This is a genomic window from Streptomyces sp. CBMA156 (assembly GCF_014596515.1).
In the GTDB taxonomy this organism is placed as follows: domain Bacteria; phylum Actinomycetota; class Actinomycetes; order Streptomycetales; family Streptomycetaceae; genus Kitasatospora.
In genome coordinates this window covers 76,090-95,951 of record NZ_MSJQ01000291.1, presented here as the reverse complement: position 1 = coordinate 95,951, position 19,862 = coordinate 76,090, and the positions used below count along the sequence as shown (strand labels likewise).

At 65.8% G+C, this 19,862-nt stretch carries 15 protein-coding genes; 13 read left to right on the top strand and 2 right to left on the bottom strand.

Translation table 11 applies throughout. The features are described 5' to 3' along the window. Positions 1 to 395: 395 nt before the first annotated feature. Together BU198_RS25375 and BU198_RS42535 are read left to right on the top strand one after the other, a co-directional pair. The gene (locus BU198_RS25375) at positions 396 to 692 is read left to right on the top strand and encodes a hypothetical protein (protein ID WP_188299181.1); all 297 of its coding nucleotides are present in this window, start codon (positions 396 to 398) and stop codon (positions 690 to 692) included. 95 nt (positions 693 to 787) lie between these two features. Further along, positions 788 to 1,066 (top strand): SLOG family protein, encoded by a 279-nt coding sequence (locus tag BU198_RS42535; RefSeq protein WP_223244913.1) that lies wholly within the window; start codon positions 788 to 790, stop codon positions 1,064 to 1,066. A 321-nt stretch (positions 1,067 to 1,387) separates the two neighbouring features. On the opposite strand, the gene BU198_RS25365 is transcribed toward BU198_RS42535, so the two are convergent. Then, the gene (locus tag BU198_RS25365; protein WP_188299180.1) at positions 1,388 to 1,741 is read right to left on the bottom strand and encodes a histone-like nucleoid-structuring protein Lsr2; all 354 of its coding nucleotides are present in this window, start codon (positions 1,739 to 1,741) and stop codon (positions 1,388 to 1,390) included. A 208-nt stretch (positions 1,742 to 1,949) separates the two neighbouring features. Here BU198_RS25365 and BU198_RS25360 point away from each other — a divergent pair, with 208 nt between their 5' ends. From BU198_RS25360 to BU198_RS25320, 9 genes are all read left to right on the top strand, one after another. Continuing rightward, complete coding sequence (locus BU198_RS25360) at positions 1,950 to 3,803, top strand: DHH family phosphoesterase (protein WP_188299179.1); 1,854 nt, start codon at positions 1,950 to 1,952, stop codon at positions 3,801 to 3,803. A 20-nt stretch (positions 3,804 to 3,823) separates the two neighbouring features. Continuing rightward, a complete protein-coding gene (locus tag BU198_RS25355) occupies positions 3,824 to 4,627 on the top strand; it encodes a CPBP family intramembrane glutamic endopeptidase (protein ID WP_188299178.1) in 804 nt (267 codons plus the stop codon). A 181-nt stretch (positions 4,628 to 4,808) separates the two neighbouring features. Further along, positions 4,809 to 5,222 (top strand): hypothetical protein, encoded by a 414-nt coding sequence (locus tag BU198_RS25350; RefSeq protein ID WP_188299177.1) that lies wholly within the window; start codon positions 4,809 to 4,811, stop codon positions 5,220 to 5,222. Positions 5,223 to 6,473: 1,251 nt separating this feature from the next. After that, entirely contained in the window at positions 6,474 to 8,315 is a 1,842-nt protein-coding gene (locus BU198_RS25345) for a phage/plasmid primase, P4 family (protein WP_188299176.1), read from the top strand. 273 nt (positions 8,316 to 8,588) lie between these two features. After that, the gene (locus BU198_RS25340; protein WP_188299175.1) at positions 8,589 to 11,762 is read left to right on the top strand and encodes a hypothetical protein; all 3,174 of its coding nucleotides are present in this window, start codon (positions 8,589 to 8,591) and stop codon (positions 11,760 to 11,762) included. Positions 11,763 to 12,118: 356 nt separating this feature from the next. Continuing rightward, positions 12,119 to 12,448: a hypothetical protein gene (locus tag BU198_RS25335; RefSeq protein ID WP_188299174.1), complete on the top strand. Its 330-nt coding sequence runs from the start codon at positions 12,119 to 12,121 to the stop codon at positions 12,446 to 12,448. Continuing rightward, entirely contained in the window at positions 12,445 to 12,747 is a 303-nt protein-coding gene (locus BU198_RS25330; RefSeq protein ID WP_188299173.1) for a VRR-NUC domain-containing protein, read from the top strand. The genes BU198_RS25335 and BU198_RS25330 overlap by 4 nt, the downstream gene beginning before the upstream one ends. Before the next feature lie 218 nt (positions 12,748 to 12,965). After that, the gene (locus BU198_RS25325; RefSeq protein ID WP_188299172.1) at positions 12,966 to 13,859 is read left to right on the top strand and encodes a hypothetical protein; all 894 of its coding nucleotides are present in this window, start codon (positions 12,966 to 12,968) and stop codon (positions 13,857 to 13,859) included. 145 nt (positions 13,860 to 14,004) lie between these two features. Continuing rightward, positions 14,005 to 14,481 carry a hypothetical protein gene (locus BU198_RS25320; RefSeq protein ID WP_188299171.1) on the top strand — a complete coding sequence of 159 codons (477 nt, stop codon included), beginning with the start codon at positions 14,005 to 14,007 and terminating at the stop codon, positions 14,479 to 14,481. 327 nt (positions 14,482 to 14,808) lie between these two features. On the opposite strand, the gene BU198_RS25315 is transcribed toward BU198_RS25320, so the two are convergent. Beyond that, on the bottom strand, positions 14,809 to 15,159 hold the full coding sequence (locus BU198_RS25315) for a hypothetical protein (protein WP_188299170.1): 351 nt from the start codon (positions 15,157 to 15,159) through the stop codon (positions 14,809 to 14,811). A 207-nt stretch (positions 15,160 to 15,366) separates the two neighbouring features. Here BU198_RS25315 and BU198_RS25310 point away from each other — a divergent pair, with 207 nt between their 5' ends. Continuing rightward, the gene (locus BU198_RS25310) at positions 15,367 to 16,233 is read left to right on the top strand and encodes a hypothetical protein (RefSeq protein WP_188299169.1); all 867 of its coding nucleotides are present in this window, start codon (positions 15,367 to 15,369) and stop codon (positions 16,231 to 16,233) included. A 1,496-nt stretch (positions 16,234 to 17,729) separates the two neighbouring features. Further along, on the top strand, positions 17,730 to 19,586 hold the full coding sequence (locus tag BU198_RS25305) for a DEAD/DEAH box helicase (protein ID WP_188299168.1): 1,857 nt from the start codon (positions 17,730 to 17,732) through the stop codon (positions 19,584 to 19,586). Positions 19,587 to 19,862: the final 276 nt, after the last annotated feature.

Here is a 19,862-nt window from a genome sequence, read left to right as displayed (position 1 = left end):
AAGGGAACCTGATAACACGTGTCCTGCGGACCCTTGCTTCGCTCGGCCTCTCCTCTTCGCTCCGAGGGCGTGTTGGCCGGCATAGCCGATGGGTTCCACCGTTCGCTTCGCTCACCGGTCCGTCGGTCGTCGGCGCTCCCTCCGGCTGTGCCCAGCGCTGTGCTTGAGACAGGAAGCCCGCCTGGTGCTGCGCGTCCGGCTCAGGTGAGAAGTGACGACCCGTGCGACGGCCCGCTATGCGATCCATCCGGGATCAGATCACGCCGGCAAGATCTTTCGGATCGTCGGCCAGCGGGGCTGGCCCGGGAGCTGGGTCGACCACGAGATCACGCGGACCCCACCGGGATCCGCACTCAATGGTCACCACCCGTACCCGAGCCACGAAGAGGCCCATCATGGCGCAGTCCCAGCCCGAATTATCGCCCCACGACACCGGCGCCCGGTGCGAGCCGAAGCTGTGGCAACCGAACGATGAAGCCGTCGCCGAAGTGATGCGCTCCGGCGAAGCCGAGGACATCGGCAACGTCGACTTCACCAACGGCGAGGGCAGCACGATCGTCCCGGTGCACGTCTCCCGCGGGATGTACACCGTCCACCTCATGCCGATGTGGAGCGACGATCGAGTCCGGGCTGAGCTTCACCGGGAGATGGGCCTGGCAGTCATCGAACCCTGTAGCAGTCGGCCGGTATGAGCCAGCGACCGGCCGCCAGACCTGCCCGGGCCTCAAGGCCGCGGCTCTCGACTCCAGCTGCGGAGACCACCGAGACACAGAGAGAGGAGGCTCGAATGATTGCTGAAGTGATTCAAGAATCGTTTTCGCACGTCGTCCTCGTCACCGGTTCCCGCAGCTGGAACGACGAGAAGAGCATGTGTGAGACGTTCAACGACGCCTGGCGCGAATGGGGCCCCGAGAACGTCACCCGACCAGTGCTCCTCTCGGGGCACTGCCCCGAGGGTGCCGACTCCATGGCCGAGCTGTTGTGGCAGGACGCAGGCTTCGAAGTCATCCCCTTCCCCGCCGATTGGTCGACCCGCGGGAGAACAGTCGGCTTCCGGCGCAACTAGGAGATGGTCGACGCCGCCCAGGTCTTCCGTGAGACCGGGGCTCAGGTGCTGTGCAGGGCCTTTCTCGACCTCTGCCGGATGCCCGGATGCCCACAGCGAGGTCAGGAGCAGCTCATGCCGCATACGCCGGGGCACTTCTCGCACGGCACCATCCACTGCAGGTCTCGAGCGCGAGCCGCAGGGATCAAGACGACCGACGTGATCCATCCGTCGCCGCCGCCGTTCTGAGACGCGTGAAGGGCCCTGCAGTGTGCTGCAGGGCCCTTCGGGGCTGATGGGGGATGACGGGGGAGGCCTGGAGGCGAACACCAGAGCTCGGCGCTACTTGCTCCGATCGATGCCGTGCGCCTCGTCATAGGCCTTCTGGACCTTCTTCGGGATGCGTCCGCGCTCTGCGAATTCGTGACCCGCCTGCTTGGCCCACTCGCGGATCGTCTCGCGCTCCTCGACGGTCGTCTCGGGCACGATTCGCTTCTTGGGCGCCGACGGCGCCGGCGGCGAGGGCGGCCCGGCCTTCCGGCTGACCTTGAGGTACGACTGCAGCGCATCCTCAAGGTCCTTCTTCTCCTCAGGGGTGAGGTCGACTTCGTACCAGGTGTCACCCAGGCCGAAGGTCACGGTAGCCGCATCCGGCTTACCACTGAGATCTGACTCGACAACGGTTCGAATGGCCATATCAGCGACAGTAGCCGATACGTAAGAATCTTGGAAAGTCTGTCGTGGTCATTCGGGATAAGTGCGTCACTCGAAGCCCGAATGAGACCCGAAAACGCTGCTAAATGAGCAGAAGCAATGAATGACACTGCTAAAATCACAGCATGGCCGGGGTTGTTGCATGCCCGTCCGCCACCGACCAACGAGTCCGGATCGAGAGGTCCCCACCATGCCGATGCTCCGCACCGTCGACGACTATTCGCTCACTGACGAGGACACCGACCTCTTCGAGCTGCTGTGCCGGCGCAGGGGGTGGTCGGATCAGTACCTGAAGGACATCGAGTCCACCGAGCACGACGAGCTCCTGGACCTGGCCGAGATGGTCGAGGCCCTCCATGACGCCCGGACCGGGGGCAAGAAGGTCACCATCGCTCCCGACTTCGACATGGACGGCATCGCCTCCGGCGTCCTCGGCTACGCCGGCCTGTCCGAGCTCGGCTTCGACGTCGAGCTGCACCTGCCCGACTACCGCCGCGGCCACGAGCTCGCGCCCGAGGACATCGCCGAGATCCATGCGAAGTGGCCCGCCACTCGGGTCCTGCTCACCTGCGACGGGGGAGTGAACTCCCACCGGGGCATCGCCGCCGCGCGTGCCCTGGGCTGGACAACGCTGGTGACCGATCACCACGAGGAGCTCGCGCCGGGCTCGACCGCGGACATCACCGTCGATCCGTGCCGGATCGACGAGACCTACGCACACACCGGGATCTGCGGTGCCCACGTGCTCTACCAGGTGATCGATGCCTACACCCGCGCGCACCGGCCCGAGAAGCTCTGGGAGATCCATCTGCTGCGCCTGTTCGCCGGCCTGGGCACCGTCTCCGATGTCATGCCCGCGCTGTACGAGAACCGCCAGTTGGTGCGGGATGCGATCTCGATTGCCCGTCTGCTGCGCGTCGCCGCGCCGAAGACGATTCCCAATTCCTGGGGTGGGTTCGACGCCGACCCTGATGCCATCGACGTCGAGCAGTCGATCCTGATGCAACTGCTGCGCACCGAGCCGCACCACCCCGTCTTCCTCCGGGCCTTCGAGGGCTTCGCGATCGTACTCAAGGCCTTCGCGCAGGCCGGCAAGATTCGAGACATAGGCGACCTCGACGAAGGCTTCTTCGGCTTCTACCTCGCCCCGGCGATGAACAGCCCCCGGCGCACGGGAGCCTCGCTTGAGCCGTGCTTCGCGGTGTTCACGGCTGCCGGTGCTGACGTCAAGCTCAAGGCCACCCGCCAGGTGATCGAGACCAACGAGCTGCGCAAACAGCTGGTCATCACACACATGGAAGAACTCGTCACCGAGGAGCAGCCCTTGGCCCCGTGGGTGTACTTCTCGGACGCTTACCCAGGCATGTACGGCTTGCTGGCCAACCGGATGATGGAACTCAACGGCCACCCGGTGGTCGTCGTCAACAGGCCCGCCGGACCCGACGATTTCGTCAGCGGCTCAGGTCGCGCGCCGGGGTGGTTCGACATCATCGCCCGCCTGGAGCCGCACGACGGTCTCAGCGCCATCGGGCACCAGCAGGCCTGTGGTGTCCGCGTTGCGAAGGCCGAGAAGCTGGACGACCTCGTCGCCGTGCTGCGGGAGGCCACCCAGGTCGCCCAGCTCGCCGTCAGCACCGCCGGACGGAACGCTGATCTCGTGCTCGGCCCGGATACCGACTGCGACGTCGGCCTCGAGGACCTGCAGCCGCTGTTCGAGCTGGTACGCCGGACCGAGGGGCTCAAGCCCTTCGGGCACGGCTTCACCGAGCCGGTCGTCGAGATCGCGATCGAGCCCCTGGGCCTGCGCGTGGACCGGATCGGATCCGAATCGCAGCACCTGCGCCTGGTCACCCGGTCCGGCCTGTCCTGTCTGTGGTGGAACGTCGCCGAGGAGAAGTTCGACGCGGTCCAGTGCTTCGTGCGGCGCGCCAGCCGCACCGAACTCGGCACCCTGCGCTTCACGGCGACGCTGCAGCTGAACACCTTCCGAGGCGACACCCGCGTCCAGGCCGTCATCAACGAACAGATCAACACAGCTGCTTGAACCCCGCAGAGGAGGGGACCATGACATCGCCGCCGATCACTTCGCGTCTGCTCGACATCGGGTGGTGCGCCCTCGTACCGTTCGCCGTCGTCGCGCTCTACCTCGGCCTCGGCACCTTCGCGGTCCTCCTCATCGGAGAGCCGATCGTCGCGACCTCCGTCCTGGGCATGCTCTTCGTCGTCCTGGTCGGCTGGGTGAGGATCCAGCGGCCGCGGTGGCTCGCGCATGCGCCGACCCCGCGGCCGGAGTCGGAGATCCCACGCTTCGGCTGGACCGTCCTCGGCTGCGCGGTCCTGGCCTTCCTCGCCGGTCAGTCGCTGGCCGTGTGGATCCACGTCACGGCCGGGTCTGCAGGCTTCGACGCGTCGAACCAGACCAGGCACGCGGCGGGTGCCCTGGCGACCCTGCTGCTCACCCTGGTTGCGGCTCCCGCGGGTGAGGAGGCCCTGTTCCGGGGGCTGATCCACCCGTTGCTGCGCAAGCGGGTGCACATCCTCGCCTCCACGCTGATCACCGCCGTGGTGTTCGGCCTGCTGCACGGCAACGCCGTGCAGTTCGCCGCGACCCTGCCGTTGGCGGTGCTCCTGTCCCTGGTGTACGAGCGCACGCGCGTGCTGTGGCCCTGCGTGGTCCTGCACCTGGGCTTCAACCTCACTGCCGTCCTCGTCCCGGCGCAGATGCTCGGCGCTCTGGCGAGCCCCGTCTCCGCGGTGCTGCTGTGCCTGGTCTTCGCCGGTTGTGCGGTAGGGCTCTACCGGCGGGTCGCCGCCGGGACTGAGCCAGGCGCAGCCCCGGGCGCGGGAGGCGAGTCCGCAATGCGGTGAGCGAAATACCGAGCCTCTCCCAAGGAACGATGGCGCCCTCCGCGCGGGACCCGGCAGCCTTTCCGGCCCCGGTCCCTCGTGCGGAGGGCGCCATCGTGGTGACCGGGGTGATCCGGCCACCGGGGGTGTGACTGAAAGTAACTATTCAGGCATACTCGTCGGGAGAGGAGAGGATCTCACCATGGCTATCGTCAGCACCTGCGCGTACGACTCACAGGGACGGCTCGTCCGTCCCGACACGCTCGACATCAGCAGTGCGAAGATCCGCCTGGACCTCGACACCGGCGAGAGGGCGACCTTCGACCGCGGTCACACGCACGTCTTCGTCGTCTCCGGCACGGGCATCACGGCCGAACAGGCCCGTGAGCGCGTGGACACGAGGCTGCGCCGGTTCTTCGATCGCGCCGAGGCTGTACGCGGCTTCCGCAGGATGACGACGAAGAGGAGCCAGAGCAAGAACCTGCTCAACCTCAACACCACGATCTCCTACGAGATCCTCTACGTCGTGGAAGCGGACGAGCGATCCCGCCGCCGTACTCCCGAGTCCCCCAGTGAGGGACGCCGGCGAGGCTGGAGCACGGTTACCCCCGGGTGATTCGCGCCGTCCGCGCCTCACCTGCATCAGCACATGCAAAGAGGCCGGAGAGCTCCCTTCCCACGGGGATGCTCTCCGGCCTCTTTGGTTTCACGTTCCGGTGCAACATCGATCACCTGCCGCCAACGATAGCAGTGTCGCGGATTGCTCACAATGGGCGGCGAGTGCCAGTCCAATGCCATCCATTATCGAGTAGAGCCTCGTAATCGATCGACTCGGACAGGATTCCGACTCGCGCCCGGCGGGCGCCCCAAGGGCCTTCTGTGAGGCTCGGTCAAGCCGCCTGAGGGCTTACATGGCGGCTTGGTATGGAGGTCTGCCTCGAACCTGGTCGCTGGAAGGCATCGGCTGACAGCTGTACCACGAGACGTGGTACACCCTCGAGAACCGCGTCCGACCTGGGCAGGCACCTGTACCGCGAGACTCTCTCCCGCACCGGGTGTACCACGTGGAGGCGTCGGCGTGGTACGACGTTTTGCCTGGTCAGCCAGCATTGCTTGCCCGCGTACCACGAGTACCACGTCTTTCTGGCCGTTTCCATAAGGGATGCGTTCGGAAGCGGTCAGGCACTCCAGCCTCGGCTCGCCAGTTCGTTCGACTGTCTCCCCGCGCGTGTATCTAGTCCCCATTTCCTGGTACAAGTGGCACAGGGGGTATGTAAACACTGCCTGACCAGGCAAAACACCTGTACCACGTAGAGAATGCCGCGTGGTACACCCTGCCCTTGAACGCCCGCAGCTATCGCTCTGACCAGGAAAGACAGGTGTACCACGCCAAGTGGTACACGACCTGATACCTGTAGAGGGTATGCGGCTCTCGTGATTCTCCTGGAGGGCATTCGGTCGATGCCCTGGCGGCAGCCGACTCGGCCGGTCAGAAGAACTCCTCCGAACCCCGACCGCAGGCCGGGCGGCTCACGCCGCCCGCGGGTGCATGGTCGAGCGTGAGGGTCAGTGCCTCCGGATGCGTGCTCCACGGAGCCGCCGGCCTCTCGCATCCCATCCGCGCTCACGACGCGTGCGGCCGTAGTGGTTGCACATACCCTCTGCGACCCCTACTGGTTACCCTTTCTGTCATCAGTCGAGAGTCATCAGATGCCCCACTCGACTTGCTTGTTGATTGATGGGTCAATCGTTGCGAAAGAATGTCAGGGTGGCATAGTGTCGAGATCACGTTCCATTCGATTGCGAGTCGAGTCGGCTTCCCACGCATCGCCGGCAGGAGCTCGGTCACGATCGAGAAAGCAGCAACATGACACCTCCTGATGCCCCCACAGCTGTATCTGCCGCCGGTTCCAGTGCCGGACCGCGCACCAACCCCGTCGCTGACGTCCTGGCCAGCGTCATGGGGTACTTCTCGCAGCGCGACGACATGGCTCCGCCGAACGAGATCGTCACCTACGCCACCGCCGCCTACCTCGACCGGATCGCCCCGGCTGATCCTCCGGCGCCCCGCGTGCTGGAGAAGGAACTGCTAGCGATCGTGGGCGGCGTCATCAAGGCCGAGAACTTCAAGGCGGCCATGGCCGCCGAGAAGTACCCCCTGCCGAGATATCTGACGTACTGGCAGGTCGCACAGATCCTCCTGCGTCTGCACCATGTCATCCGCATCGCACCCAACGCCAAGGACACCGACCGTGAGTACGACCTGCTGGCGATGTACCAGACCACGGGCCGCGCGCGTGGGACGTACATCACCAGCGAGGACGACATCCGTACCACGGCGCGCATGTACAACACCCAGCTGTCTCTCAAGGAGTTCGCCGAGGTCCTGGCCGTCCTACGCGAAGACAGCCCGCGCCGCCACCAGAGCACGAACCGCGACTTCATCGCCGCGCGCAACGGCATCGTCTTCTATGGCACCGAGCCGCTGGACGTCACGATCTTCGACAAGGACTTCCACTTCGAGCCCAAACAGGTACACCCCTTCGACCCCGCCATCGTGCTGCTGACAAAGAACGACGTCGACTACGTGGATGACGCCCCGCAGCAGACCATCACGCACGCTCGGGACGGAGACTGGGAAGTCGTCGCCTGGATCGAGGAACTGTTCGACCAGCCCGGTGACGAGGGGCTCGCCGACCTGATCTGGGAGATCATCGGAGCGATCATCCGACCGCACGTGCGCTGGGGCAAGACCGCCTGGTTCTACTCCGAGCAGGGCAACAACGGCAAGGGGACGCTCTGCGCGCTCATGCGCAACCTCGTCGGCAGCGGCGCGCACACCTCGATCCCGCTCTCGGACTTCGGCAAGGACTTCGCACTCGAACCGCTGGTGCGCGCCAACGCGATCATCGTCGACGAGAACGACGTCGGCACCTTCATCGACAAGGCGGCCAACCTGAAGGCGATCGTGACCAACGACGTCATCCAGATCAACCGCAAGTACCGGATGCCGATTGCCTACCAGTTCTTCGGCTTCATGGTCCAGTGCCTGAACGAGTTCCCGCGTGTGAAGGACAAGTCCGAGTCGTTCTACCGCCGGCAGCTCTTCGTGCCCTTCACCAAAAGCTTCACCGGAGCCGAGAAGAAGTACATCAAGGACGACTACCTCCAGCGCCGCGAGGTCTTGGAGTACGTCTTCTGGTACGCGATCAACTGCGCCGGCACGTCGACTCCGGGTGACTACTACCAGCTCTCCGAGCCCGTGGCGACCAAGGCGGTCCTGGCCGAGTACAAGGAAGCCAACGACCCGGTGCGCGCCTTCTGGGAGGAGTTCCGCGATCGGCTCGCCTGGGACCTGGCACCGTTCACGTTCCTCTACGACCTGTACAAGGCATGGTTCGCCGACGTCTCGCCGTCGGGCTCACCGGTGGGCAACAAGCAGTTCATCGCCGACCTTGTGGCGATCGTCCGGCCGGATGCCCTGTGGCACTGCCCGGACAAGACCCGCAAGATCCGGCCCGGCCAGATGATGCACACCCCCGAGGTCCTCATCGCCGAGTACGAGCTGAAGAAGTGGATGCACCCGGGCTACACCGGCAGTGATCCGAAGAAGAGGTCGCAGCCGGTGCTGCAGGCCAACTACCGCGGACTGCTACGGCAGACGGGCGCATCCGCGCCGACCGACGACACCACTGACGACCAGGACTGATGCGCCCATGGCCAAAACCGCCGGCGCACACGGCGAACTCACCCAGGATGTAGTCGAACCCACCTGCGCCCAGGTCCGCCTGGTCACGGCGATGGCGGACGACGGGCGCGAGCAACGGACCACCACCTCACCGTCCACCCGCAGATCACGGCAGACCCCTTGGAGAAGGCCCCGGGCTCACGGGTGAGGCGTCCTGGCGCACGGATGCCCCGCGCCTGCCTCCTCCCCAGACACCGGCCGTGACGGTCGGACCGACGAAAGGAGATCCTCACCATGGCCACACAGCGAACACCCGTGACGGCCTCGAAGTCACGCTTCACCTTCTACGACATCGAGTCGCTGTCGGACGTCTTCACCCTGTGCGCCTATACCCCGCAGCCGGACAGAGCCGTCGACGACCTGGAGATCTTCTTCCTCTCCGACGTCCGGCAGCTCTCCGACGCCGTGGACCCGCGGGCGCTCTACGAGGCAGTGGTGCGCTCCAACCCGGGCCTGCCCGCGGTGAGCGTCCAGCTGTGGAACCTGCGCGGCGAGCGGGGCAACCTCCGGCTCGCCGAGCTGATGGGCCTCTCGAACGCCGACCAGGTCAACGACCGCGGCGAGGCCTCGTCCTATCCAGCCAGCCTGCGCCCCGTCTGCGACACGGATCCCGAGTACGACCCGCTGAAGCACCCGTTCCTGGCGGGGTACAACTCGTTGAACTACGACACGACCATGCTCGCGCTCTACCTGATGGAGACCTTCCCTGCTCCGCACTCCGCTCGTCTTGTCCAGCCGACCACCGCGCGCGAGATGCGTGAACACAGCGACAAGCTGTTCAACGAGCACATCGAGTACATGCCCGGCTACCTCGGCTGGGACGGCGCGGCCGCCAAGATCCGCCGCGCCATGATGCACTCGGGCCGGCACCTGGACGTCGCCCGCCTCAACGAGCTGCAGACCAAGGTGAGCCTCAAACGCCTGCTCGGAATGCTCGGCCGCCAGATCAAGGAGTCCGAGAAGCTCCACCACGACACCTCGATCACCACGATCGAGGACCTCCACGAGCTGCTGGCCTACAACGTCTCCGACTGCCTGGGCCTGGCCCAGCTCTTCCAGCACCCGGCCTACGCCAGCAACTTCGACCTCAAGGCCGGCCTGCTGGCGCAATACTCCGAGACCGTCTACGCCAAGAACGGCTCGGTGCGCCGGGACCGCCTGACCATCGACTCGTCCTCCGCGAAGTTCGTCGGCCGCATCCTCGCGCCGTACACCTCGCTGAACGACATCGAGGCCGTGTCGTTCCTCTATCCGGCCAAGGAGGTCGCCGAAGAGCAGGACATCCCCCAGGTCAACGTGCTCGACGAGTGCGTGCGCTTCTTCGAGGAGAACGTGGCACCTGACCCGGCCAAGAACCCGGCCGCGACGCCGGCACAGGCAAAGGCACACCGCCAGTTCATCCAGGTCGTCAACTACTACCGCGTGATCGAGGGGCAGAACTTCAATGACTCCGAGGGGTACCGCGACCTGTTCGACCTCCCGGCCAGCTCCTTGCGCGAGCTGCCGAAGACGCCGAACAACGTGCCCTACTTCCACCGCGACGCCTCCCCGTCATCGTGTTTCGCGACGTTCAGCACAGGCGGCATCCACGGCGCTGAAGCGGACATGAAGGTCTTCGACGCCGACTCCTTCGAGCACCGGGAGCAGGCAGCCATGATCGGCCTCGCCAAGCTCCTCTATCCGGACGCCAAGGACTTCGCCGCCGAGGCCAAGCGCCAGCACAACCTGCTCGTGCTGCCCGACGGCACGGCCGTCGACAAGCGGCTCGTGCTGCTGGGCTCGGACCCGAAGAAGGTGAAGTACCGCAAGCCGAAGAAGGACGACCCGGACCAGGCTGAACAGCTCGCGCGTGCGCAGGCCCAAGCGCCGGACCCAGCGCAGCTGTTGGGCACTCAGCGTCCGGACACCGAGGCGATGCACGTGCGCCTGGCCGACGGAACCGTGCTCGACGGCAAGGTCGTCCTGGCCGTCACCTCGGCGGTCAAGGCCGCCTACCGGGATGAGCCGGCGAAGAGGGCGCCCGAGCTGTTCACCACGAAGACCGACGGGTCCACCAAGCTGCACCCGAAGTTCGCACGGACCTCGGCGGGCCTCGTCATCCACGAGGACTTCACGAGCTACTACCCGAACCTGCTGCGCAACATGAGGGCGTTCTACAACCCCGAGCTGGGCGAGGACCGCTACACCACGATCTTCTTCGAGAAGGAACGCCTGGGCCTTGAGACGAAGAAGCCAGGCATCTCCGCCGAGGAGAAGGCCCGGCTCACGACCCTGCGCAACGGCACGAAGCTGATCCTCAACTCGGCCTCCGGAGCCGCTGACGCCACACACCGGACCCCGATCAGAATGAACAACCGCACCATCTCGATGCGGATCATCGGCCAACTGTTCAGCTGGCGGATCGGGCAGGCCCAGACGCTGGCCGGTGCACGGATCATCTCGACGAACACCGACGGCCTCTACTCCGTCGTCGGCGGCGACAACGGGTTCGACGAGACCACCAACAACCAGGTGCTCGCCGAGCAGCAGGCCGCCATCCGCATCGACATCGAACCCGAGCCGATGTTCCTCATCAGCAAGGACTCGAACAACCGGCTCGAGCTGGAGTCGCCCGGTGAGGACCGCAGCGTCGCCGACAGCCCGATCATCACCGCCTCCGGCGGGACACTGGCCTGCCACGCGGGTCCTACCCCGACGAAGTCGCTGGCCCACCCGGCCGTGATCGACTTCGCCCTGGCCCGCTACCTGCAGGCTGTCGCCGGCAGGGGAGAGGAAGCTCTTGCCGAGCCCTTCGATCCCCTGCTGGGCCGCAAGGTGATCGAGGAGGCGATCGATCCGGCCGACCCCGCCCGGACACTGCTGCTGTTCCAGAACGTCCTCGCCGCCTCGCGTGGATCGATCACCTACCCGTTCGCCGCTGACCCGGTCTGCGCCGGGCCCGACCGTGACGACAACGAGGACGCCGACGCGCAGCTGGTGAACCCGCGGGCCCTGCAGATGGTCAACCGGGTCTTCATCGTCCGCGACGGCACCGATGGTGCCGTGAGCCTGCACAACGCCGGCGCATGGAAGGTGAACCCGACCAGCCAGAGCAAGCGGCGCGAGTCAGGCAGCGCCGGGGTGCGACGTGATCCGGTCGCGCTGAAGATCCTGCGCCACCACGGGTGGGCGAAGAACCGCAGTGAGGCCAGCACCTCCGACGGCCTCAGGCTGCTGCCCGATGACCAGGACGCCGTAATCCGCCGGATCAACGGTATCGACCCGTACTGGCCGGTCGTCGTCGTCAACGACGACCTCCGAGCGCTGCCGCCCGCCCGGGTCGAGCAGCTCATCGAGGCGCTCGATCTCGGCATCTACACCCGGATGCTCGACGAGACGTTCACTAACAACTGGAAGAACGTCACCTGATCAGCAGTGCCCCGCCACCGGACCGCGGGTGCCGGACCGTGTTGTCGACGTGACGCTGCCCGGTGCCCGAGTTGAATTTGGGATGAAGGCGAGTCTGCCTCGCCCTGGCGAGAGAATCGAGAGACGTCATGTTCCAGACCACACTCCCCGTCCGCATCGTCGAGGGGGCGACGAGTTGTGAGTGCCCCGGCCGAATCAGTCCAGCCCGGTCAGCGCTGGCGGCGCAAAAGCGACGGGATCCTGACCGAAGTCATCTACGTCGATTCACCCTACCGATTCCGGCGCCGTGCTCGGTCCATCACCAAGCACGGCGCCGGACGATCACCGAAATCGGCCCCTTCCTGAAGAAGTACGAGATGGTGCCCGGCGCCCCGCCGGCCGACGCCTCCGCCCAGGACGACGATGCCCAGGCCCAGCGGGAGAAGAACACGACCTGTGAGGGCATCCTGGTCCGGCGGGGCCAGATCTGGGAGAACCTCGACAACGGGCAGAGCAACCGCCACGTCGTCATCGAGTCCGTTGCTGACGGGGAGGCCCAGGTCCGGGATCACTACGGCACGAGGCGCTCCACCCTCAGCGTCTCCCGGATGCACACCCACCCCACAGGCCTCCGGCTCGTCTCGCCCGGCGAGCTGAAGTACGGTGCGCCGGAATCCCCTTCGGGCGAGACGCGTGAGAGCCGATGACGTCCCCGCCTGAACGGGACATCGAGGGCTACCTTCTTGCCCAGTGCCGGGCACACGGTTTCCTGTGTCTGAAGTTCGTCTCGCCGGCCCGCGGGGGAGTGCCCGACCGGATCGTCGTCGCCCCCCGCGGCACCGTCTTCGTCGAGGTCAAGCGCCCCGGCGGCCGGTTGCGGAAGCTGCAACAGCTCACGCATGCCAAGTTGCGCCGACACGGGGCAGAGGTCCACGTCGTCGACGATAAACCGGGCGTCGACGTGTTCATCGCCCACCTCCTCGGGCCGCAGCCGATCAGCAGCTGACTGCATCGTGATCCAGCGGTGGCCGGCCGGTTCCGATCAGCTTGATGCGAGACCTGACAGTCCGCTTGCACCAGCTTGGGCGTTTCTCAGGATCGACGAAAAGCACGCCACCGTCGTGCTGGTCATCGGCCGGCATCACGCCCTGGTCGCACCTGCCCCGTTCAGTTCCGCCCGGCCAGCACCGACCATCTGCACACCGCCATCGAGGAGATCCGACCGTGATCCGTGAAGAGCGCATCCCACTGGCTGATCTGACGAAAGATCAGCTTGAATCCCTCTACACCCACATCGACTCCCTTACGAACACCCCGGTGCTGCGCATGTGCCTGGTGCCCGGTTGTCTGCGCCAATTCGACGCCATGGCGACGATGGCCGACTCGCCTATGCACCCCGGGTGGTCGGGGGAAGGCTGGTGCACGCTCGGCGCGGGCAGTATCTTCCCCATGGGCGGCCACATCTGCCCCGACCACAAGGACCTCGTCACCAGTCACTGGCCGCGCCGTCTCGAACTGCCTTCCGGCCGTTGGTCCGTGGCCTGCCCGTGCGGCTGGTTCCCCGTCCCGCAGCGCTGGCACCGTCTTCTCGCTGCCCTTTGGGAGCAGCACCTCCTCACCGAAACCGGTGCGTTGCCAGCCGCCCCGCCCGCTACCGACCCCGAACACCGACTCCCCCTGGCTGGACACACCGAGGAGTCCCTCGCAGAGCTGTACGACCGGCTCTGGGACGCCGAAGCCGACGTGTCCGAGCTCCGCAGCCTGGCCCGGGCGTATGCCATGGGCTACAGCCTCACGGCGCCCGCCCTCCTCGGAGTGAAGACCGCCCTCGACAATCTCCGCAGGCGTATCGTCCTTGACCGCCGCGACTGGGCCGCCGACAAGCTGGACGTCTTCCTCTGGGCCGTCCTCGTCGGCTGGAACTGTGAGAACACCGACCCCGATCACGCCCACAACGACATCGACTGTGCCGGCGACCAGACCCTGTGGACCATCGCCGCCCAGCACAGCATCCCCATCGACCAGACCATTCAGGCCAGTCAACACCGCTGGTGGATCGCCAACGCCATCAAGGCCGCCCAGCAGATCGAGGGCAATAACATCGTCATGGAGGGCTAGGTTCTGTCCGCTCATGATCGCGCGGACAGAACCTAGGATGCCAGCAGCAGGCTCGGATCAGCCACTACAAACGGCAAGGCCACAGCCCAAGGGCTGTGGCCTTGCCGCGACAAGCACCGTTGCAGTACTAGAGGAGCACACCGATATGCAGATGACGTTCCGCGTGGAGGATCTCGCCAGCAACATCAGACCCGGCCTCGTGATCCGAACGCTCTTCGCCGACGAGTCTGTCGACTCTAAAATCATTGCTCGACTGCTCGCTACCGGCAACGAGGCCGCTATTCCGGAGCTCATCCTGGCCATCGACAGCCGCTCCGCCGACTGGGACGTCACTCGGAAGATCAATAGCTGGCTGACAAAGGCGAAGCCACTCATCCGCAAGCCAAATTTGGCAGCCTCTGCACGTGAACCCGGCAAGGCGTTCACGTTGTCGGTAGAGGTCGACAGTTTTGACGGCGATGATGTCTGCGTCGCGCTGTTGGAAGTGGCCAGCGGCCGGGAACTCTGCCAGCAGCTTGTATACGAGCTCATCAAGTACTTGAATGCCGAGCAACTGAACGAGTTGAGAAGGAAGTTCCGAGCCATGCTGGAGAAGGAGCGTGGCGAGATCCAGTCGGCGTAGGCCGGTGGGCATCGACGCCAGGTAGCGGCTGAGAGAGTTACGAATCCCCGGGCGACGGCCTGATCCGCGCCTTGTGGCTCCTCGCCATCGCTGGCGAACACCTTGATCCGACTGAGCGGATCGTCACCGGGCCCCCTTTCGGGCGGCGGCTCTCATTGATGACTGAGGGCTCGGTACCCTCTATCTGCACCGTGCCCTGCCCTTCGACGGAGATCGCTCAGCCATCGATCGGACAGATCACCGACTCCTCAGCAAGGTCGGAACCACCGTTCAGAAGACAGAGCAGGCCAACGCCGCTCGGCGTTGGCCCCGCGTACAGTCGGACCCTCACTGACGATGTTGCTTCTGGCTTACCACATGCCGTGACTGCCACCAGGCCGCCGCCCTGAACACCCGGGGAAGCTGATGATCACCACCGCCGCGTTTCTCGCCAGCCTCATTGCCCGCGAGGAGGAGTAGTACCGGGTCGAGATCCAGCGCGTCGCCGACCTGGCTGCGTTCCTGGCCGCCGAACCCCGGACGCCGCGCGCCCCCACCGGCGACCTGACCCGCCTTTCCCAGTACGTCACCGACAGTCTCGCGCGCGCCGCCAAACTCGCCGCCCTGCGGGAAGCTTTCAAGCTCCTGGAAGCCGACACCACCACCCCGGCCGAGGAGCCATCGCGGCGGGAAGCGCACAGCGCACTCAAATGAACCTATCGATCGTGCGTTCGCGCCGTGCGGGCTGCACGACAGGCCACCGTCGTGCAGCCCGCACGCTGGCGCTGAACCAGTCGAAGGAAGAAGTCGATGTCCCAGCTCAGAGTAACCCCACACGGCGCCACACCGCTCGTGGGCCCGACCCTGCCGACACTCGTCCCCTACCTCCCGCCCATGATCCGGGACATGGAACGCTGCCTGTGCGGCCAATCCGGTCTCACCTGCGAAGAGTCGATGTGCAGGCCCTGCCGCGAGGACGCCGTCGCCGTCCACGGCCAGCACCTCGCACGGCTCCTCAGCACGATCCGCTACGAGCACCGCGGTGTCACCCTGATCTGGACCGAGGCCAGCGGTCACGCATCCGCCTTCACCCCCCGGGTCAGCTTCCTGATGCCGGATGTGGACGACCCCCAGGGCCCGCCGCACCTATTCCGCGGCTTTGCCTACTGGGAAGACGACCAGCTCATCGCCGCCTGCGCCAGAGGAGCCAGCGACGATACGATCTTGTCTCTCGCCCTGGCCATGGCTCACTACGCCCTCGCCACGCTAGCCATCCACGAAGTTGATGAGTGGTATACCTATCAGTCGGTCCAGGTGTACCCCCCGCACCGGCGCGACCAGCACCTGCCGCACGAAGAAGATCGCGGGCCCGACGGGAACGGGGCGGTCGTTCTGTGGCTCACCTATACCGGTCCGGCCCACGTTGAGGCCGGTCAAGTCCCGGATGCCCCGCTGATTCCGGCGTATCTCCCCATGTGTAGAGAAGACGTGGCGATCATGCCCGGCCAATCCCTGCGCATGGGAGCCACCGCAATCCAGGTCACCCCGCCGGGGAGCGCGGTCACCACGAGTAACCAATGGACGGCCCCCCGCGAGGGTGAGGATGTCCTCGCGGCAGCGCTACGCGACATCCATTACACCATGGTGCTGTCAGAACTCCGCGTGGTAGCACGCAACCTCACCCTGGCGGGCCGCCCCGCCCTCGCCGCGAGGCCTGGTTCAGCAGAGGGCGACCGCCCAACCTGGTACGCCTATCTCACGTACGACGGGTGAGCGGCACGCCGCATGCGCCTGATCTCCCACCGGGTCAGGGAACCCCAGGCGTGCACGATCGCTGCAACTGCCGGCATCGAAATCCCCTGACGAGCCTGCCTGTTCGGACCAAGGCACGGCCTCGACCGGGCCTTGACCGATGCTGGTCCGCCACAGCTAACCCTGCCCTCGCTGGGCACGACGCTGATTCCGCTGAACGCAACAAGGAGAGATGTGAATCCCTACCGAGATCCAGACTGCTCGTGTGGCTGGAGCCCCGTTAGGGGTCACCTTCAATGCCAGAACTGCAGCCTGAATGGGCCTCTGCCCGGCAGCCGCGCCGACCCGGACTGGCAACTGAACATGTGCGATCCCGAGAAGCTCCGGGCGGCCGCCGACCGGCTCACGGGAAGGGTTCCACCGATCACCGCCGGGCCTCGGACAGTGCAAGATCGCCGCATCCTGGCCCAGGCCGAAAGCCTACGGGAAGAAGCGGATCGGCTTGCCAATGAGGCCAGTGCATGACGACGCCAGTACACAGGACTGTCCAAACGTCATACGGCGACGAGGAACCACGTGGATCTTGACCCTGAATCCTACCCCTGCTGACTTGAGGGCGTCCATGAATGTCCTGTCTGTGTACTGGGCTTTGTAGTCGGTGTGCGTGATCGATTCGACGAGCCTGCTGTGGGCGCGGATTGCCGCGGCCATGGCGCCGGACGAAGTCCGCGCACGATGTCGCTGACCGCTTCGCCGTTCGTCTCGCAGTGCTCGGCCCCGGCCGCCCGAGCGGCGGCCGGGGCCGTCTGGGGCGCTCCACGAGTGCCGTCCGAGTCCTGGTGCACCGTCCGTATCCGGGCTGACGGGCACAGGTAGCGGAAGCGCGGCTGGCTGACTCCGAGAATGCTGCACGGCCGCATCGCGCCGTAGCGGCTCTGAGGTCGGCGACGCACTGGCAGCGGCTCCCGGCAAGATACTTCGCTGCCTTCCGCAGGATCTCGCGCTTCTCCTCCCGCTCGCAGACCTGCTTCCGCGGAGCCGCATTCGCCGCTTCCGGCGGGCCGACGGCAGGGCCGGCTCCTGTGTCCGGCGTCCCCAGGGACGGCTGGCTCCGGCAGCCTCACCCGGCTCCGCAGTGTCTCCGGATTGATCCCGAGTTCGACAGCGGCCGACCTGATCGTCACTTTGAACTGCGACCTGTACGGCTCGACCGCGTCCGCTGGAATGCCGGCAGACAGTTCTTCATGACCACGAGATGTCCGTTCTCAGATGCTCAGTACTGAGCATCTCGCGTGATCAGCAACTGTGGCTGAAGCCCGGCTGCCACCTACCCCCGTAGCCAGCGCTTTGCGCTGGCCTCCAGGCGGGCTGCTGGTGGTCTGCCGTCGGCTACCGCAGAGGTGCTGCCCGAGGTCGTGAGCATCCAGGGTGGGCACTGGCTCCCGAGCGGCCGTCGAAGCTCCGCCACGACACGAACAAGCCCAACCACCACTGGAAGAACAGTCAGGACAAGCAGCATGAATACGTCTACCGCGGCATCCCCGATCGCACTGATGCCGCATCAGCAGCAGATCCACGACTTCCTCGTCGACCACCCCTTCGCCGGCGCGTGGCTCGGCGTCGGGGCCGGCAAGACGCTCACGACTCTGAGTGTCCTGCAGACGGTTCGACCGATGGGGCACATCCTCGTCGTGGCGCCCGTGGCGATCGCCCGCTCCACCTGGATCGACGAGATCGAGAAGTGGGGGTTTCCCATACGGACGAAGTCGCTCATCGTCGACGAGAACGACAGAAAGCTCTCCAAGGCCAAGCGCCTGGAGCGCTTCCGGGAGGTTGCCATCGATCCACCGACGATGTACTTCATCAATCAGGAGCTGCTGACTCAGCCGTCCCAGGAGACGAAGCTGCTCACGCCGGTGCCGGGAGCAGTGCCTGCCCCGGCCATCTCACCGGAGGCGACGGCGATCCTGGGTCTGCTCCAGGCACAGGGACCACTGGGCCGCGACGAACTGATCGACGAGTACCGCGCTCTGATCATCGGCAGCGGCAACGACCGAGGCCCTGCCAGGGCGCAGATCCGCGCCTGGATTCAGGAGCTGGTCAAGTCGGCTCTGGTGACGTGGGGGGTCTATGACTGCCGTTCCTGTGCCGGCGGAGGCTGTGTTCAGTGCCGCTTCGGTCTGGTCGACCAGCTGCTGGTCCAGAAAGTCAACGGCCAGGACACCATCATCTGGCCCTTCCAGACGGTCATCATCGATGAGTCGCAGGGCTTCAAGTCGCATGACTCGCGCCGCTTCCTGGCCCTGGCGTCGGTGCGGCCGGCCATGACCCGGCTCATCGAGCTGACCGGAACGCCGAGCCCCAACGGTCTCCATGACTTGTGGAGCCAGGTCTACCTGCTCGACCAGGGCCGGACGCTGGGCCAGAACGTCACCGCGTTCCGCGATCGCTGGTTCACCCCGAAGATGGTGCCGGGCACCACGATCCCGGCGAAGTGGATCCCCACGGCCAGCGCCGAGGCCGAGATCCATGAGGCCATCTCGCACTTGGTGATGAGCGCGCAGAACACGAGCCTGCAGCTCCCGGCGCTCAGCATCCAGGACGTCAATGTCACCCTCCCGCCGGATCTGCTTCGGGCCTACAAGGACTTCAAGCGCGACCTGGTCCTGGACATCGTGCAGACCTACAACGGCGGCGATGGGAAGTTGACGCAGAGCGTCGAATCGATCGTTGCCGTGAACCAGGGGGTGCTGGCGAGCAAGCTGATGCAGTTCGCCTCGGGCACGCTCTACACCGCGGATCCTGACGACCCGACCACGAGGGGTCGATACGAGGTCATCCACGACAAGAAGATCGAGATGGCCGAGTACTTGGTGCGGAACAACGGCGGGGAGCCCGTGCTCATCGCCTATCACTTCAAGTCCGACAAGGAGCAACTGCTCACGCGGCTTCGGAAGGCCGGGGTCGACGCGCAGGCTTTCGACGGCTCGCGCGACATGGTCCGCCGGTGGAACGCCAAGGAGATCCCAGTGATGCTGCTCCACCCTGCCGCAGCCGGGCACGGCCTGAACCTGCAGCACGGCGGCTCGACGATGATCTGGTTCACGCTGCCGTTCTCGCTTGAGCACTACCTGCAGACCAACGGACGGCTCTTCCGCACTGGCCAGACGAAGCCGGTGACCATCCACCGGCTCATCGCCAAGGGCACGCAGGACGAGCGGATGCCCTCGGTGCTTGCCTGTAAGCAGCAGCTCCAGGACGACCTCATCAAGGCCGTTTCCGGGGACCTCAACGCCGAACAGGCGCTTCTCGCCGCCCTGGAGGAAGAGATTCGCGAGGACCTCAACGATCTCTGGGCTGCCGAGAGGGTCTAACTCACACTCACCCGACGACGGACGGCCCGGTTGTGACCCCACAGCCGGCCCGTCGCTGCGGCGACCGTTCACCAAGCATGCGTGATCAAGAAGAAGACCTCCTGATGAAGACGATCACCGCCTCGACACCTCGATCCGCGACCGACTACGGGTGACACTCGTCGGCAGCGGCTGGACCAGCCCCCAGCCCCGCCCCCTGATCGGCCACGGGGCGGGCCCAACGCCAGGAGCTGAACACCATGACCGACCTGAACCACTGCGGTGGCAACGAGATCC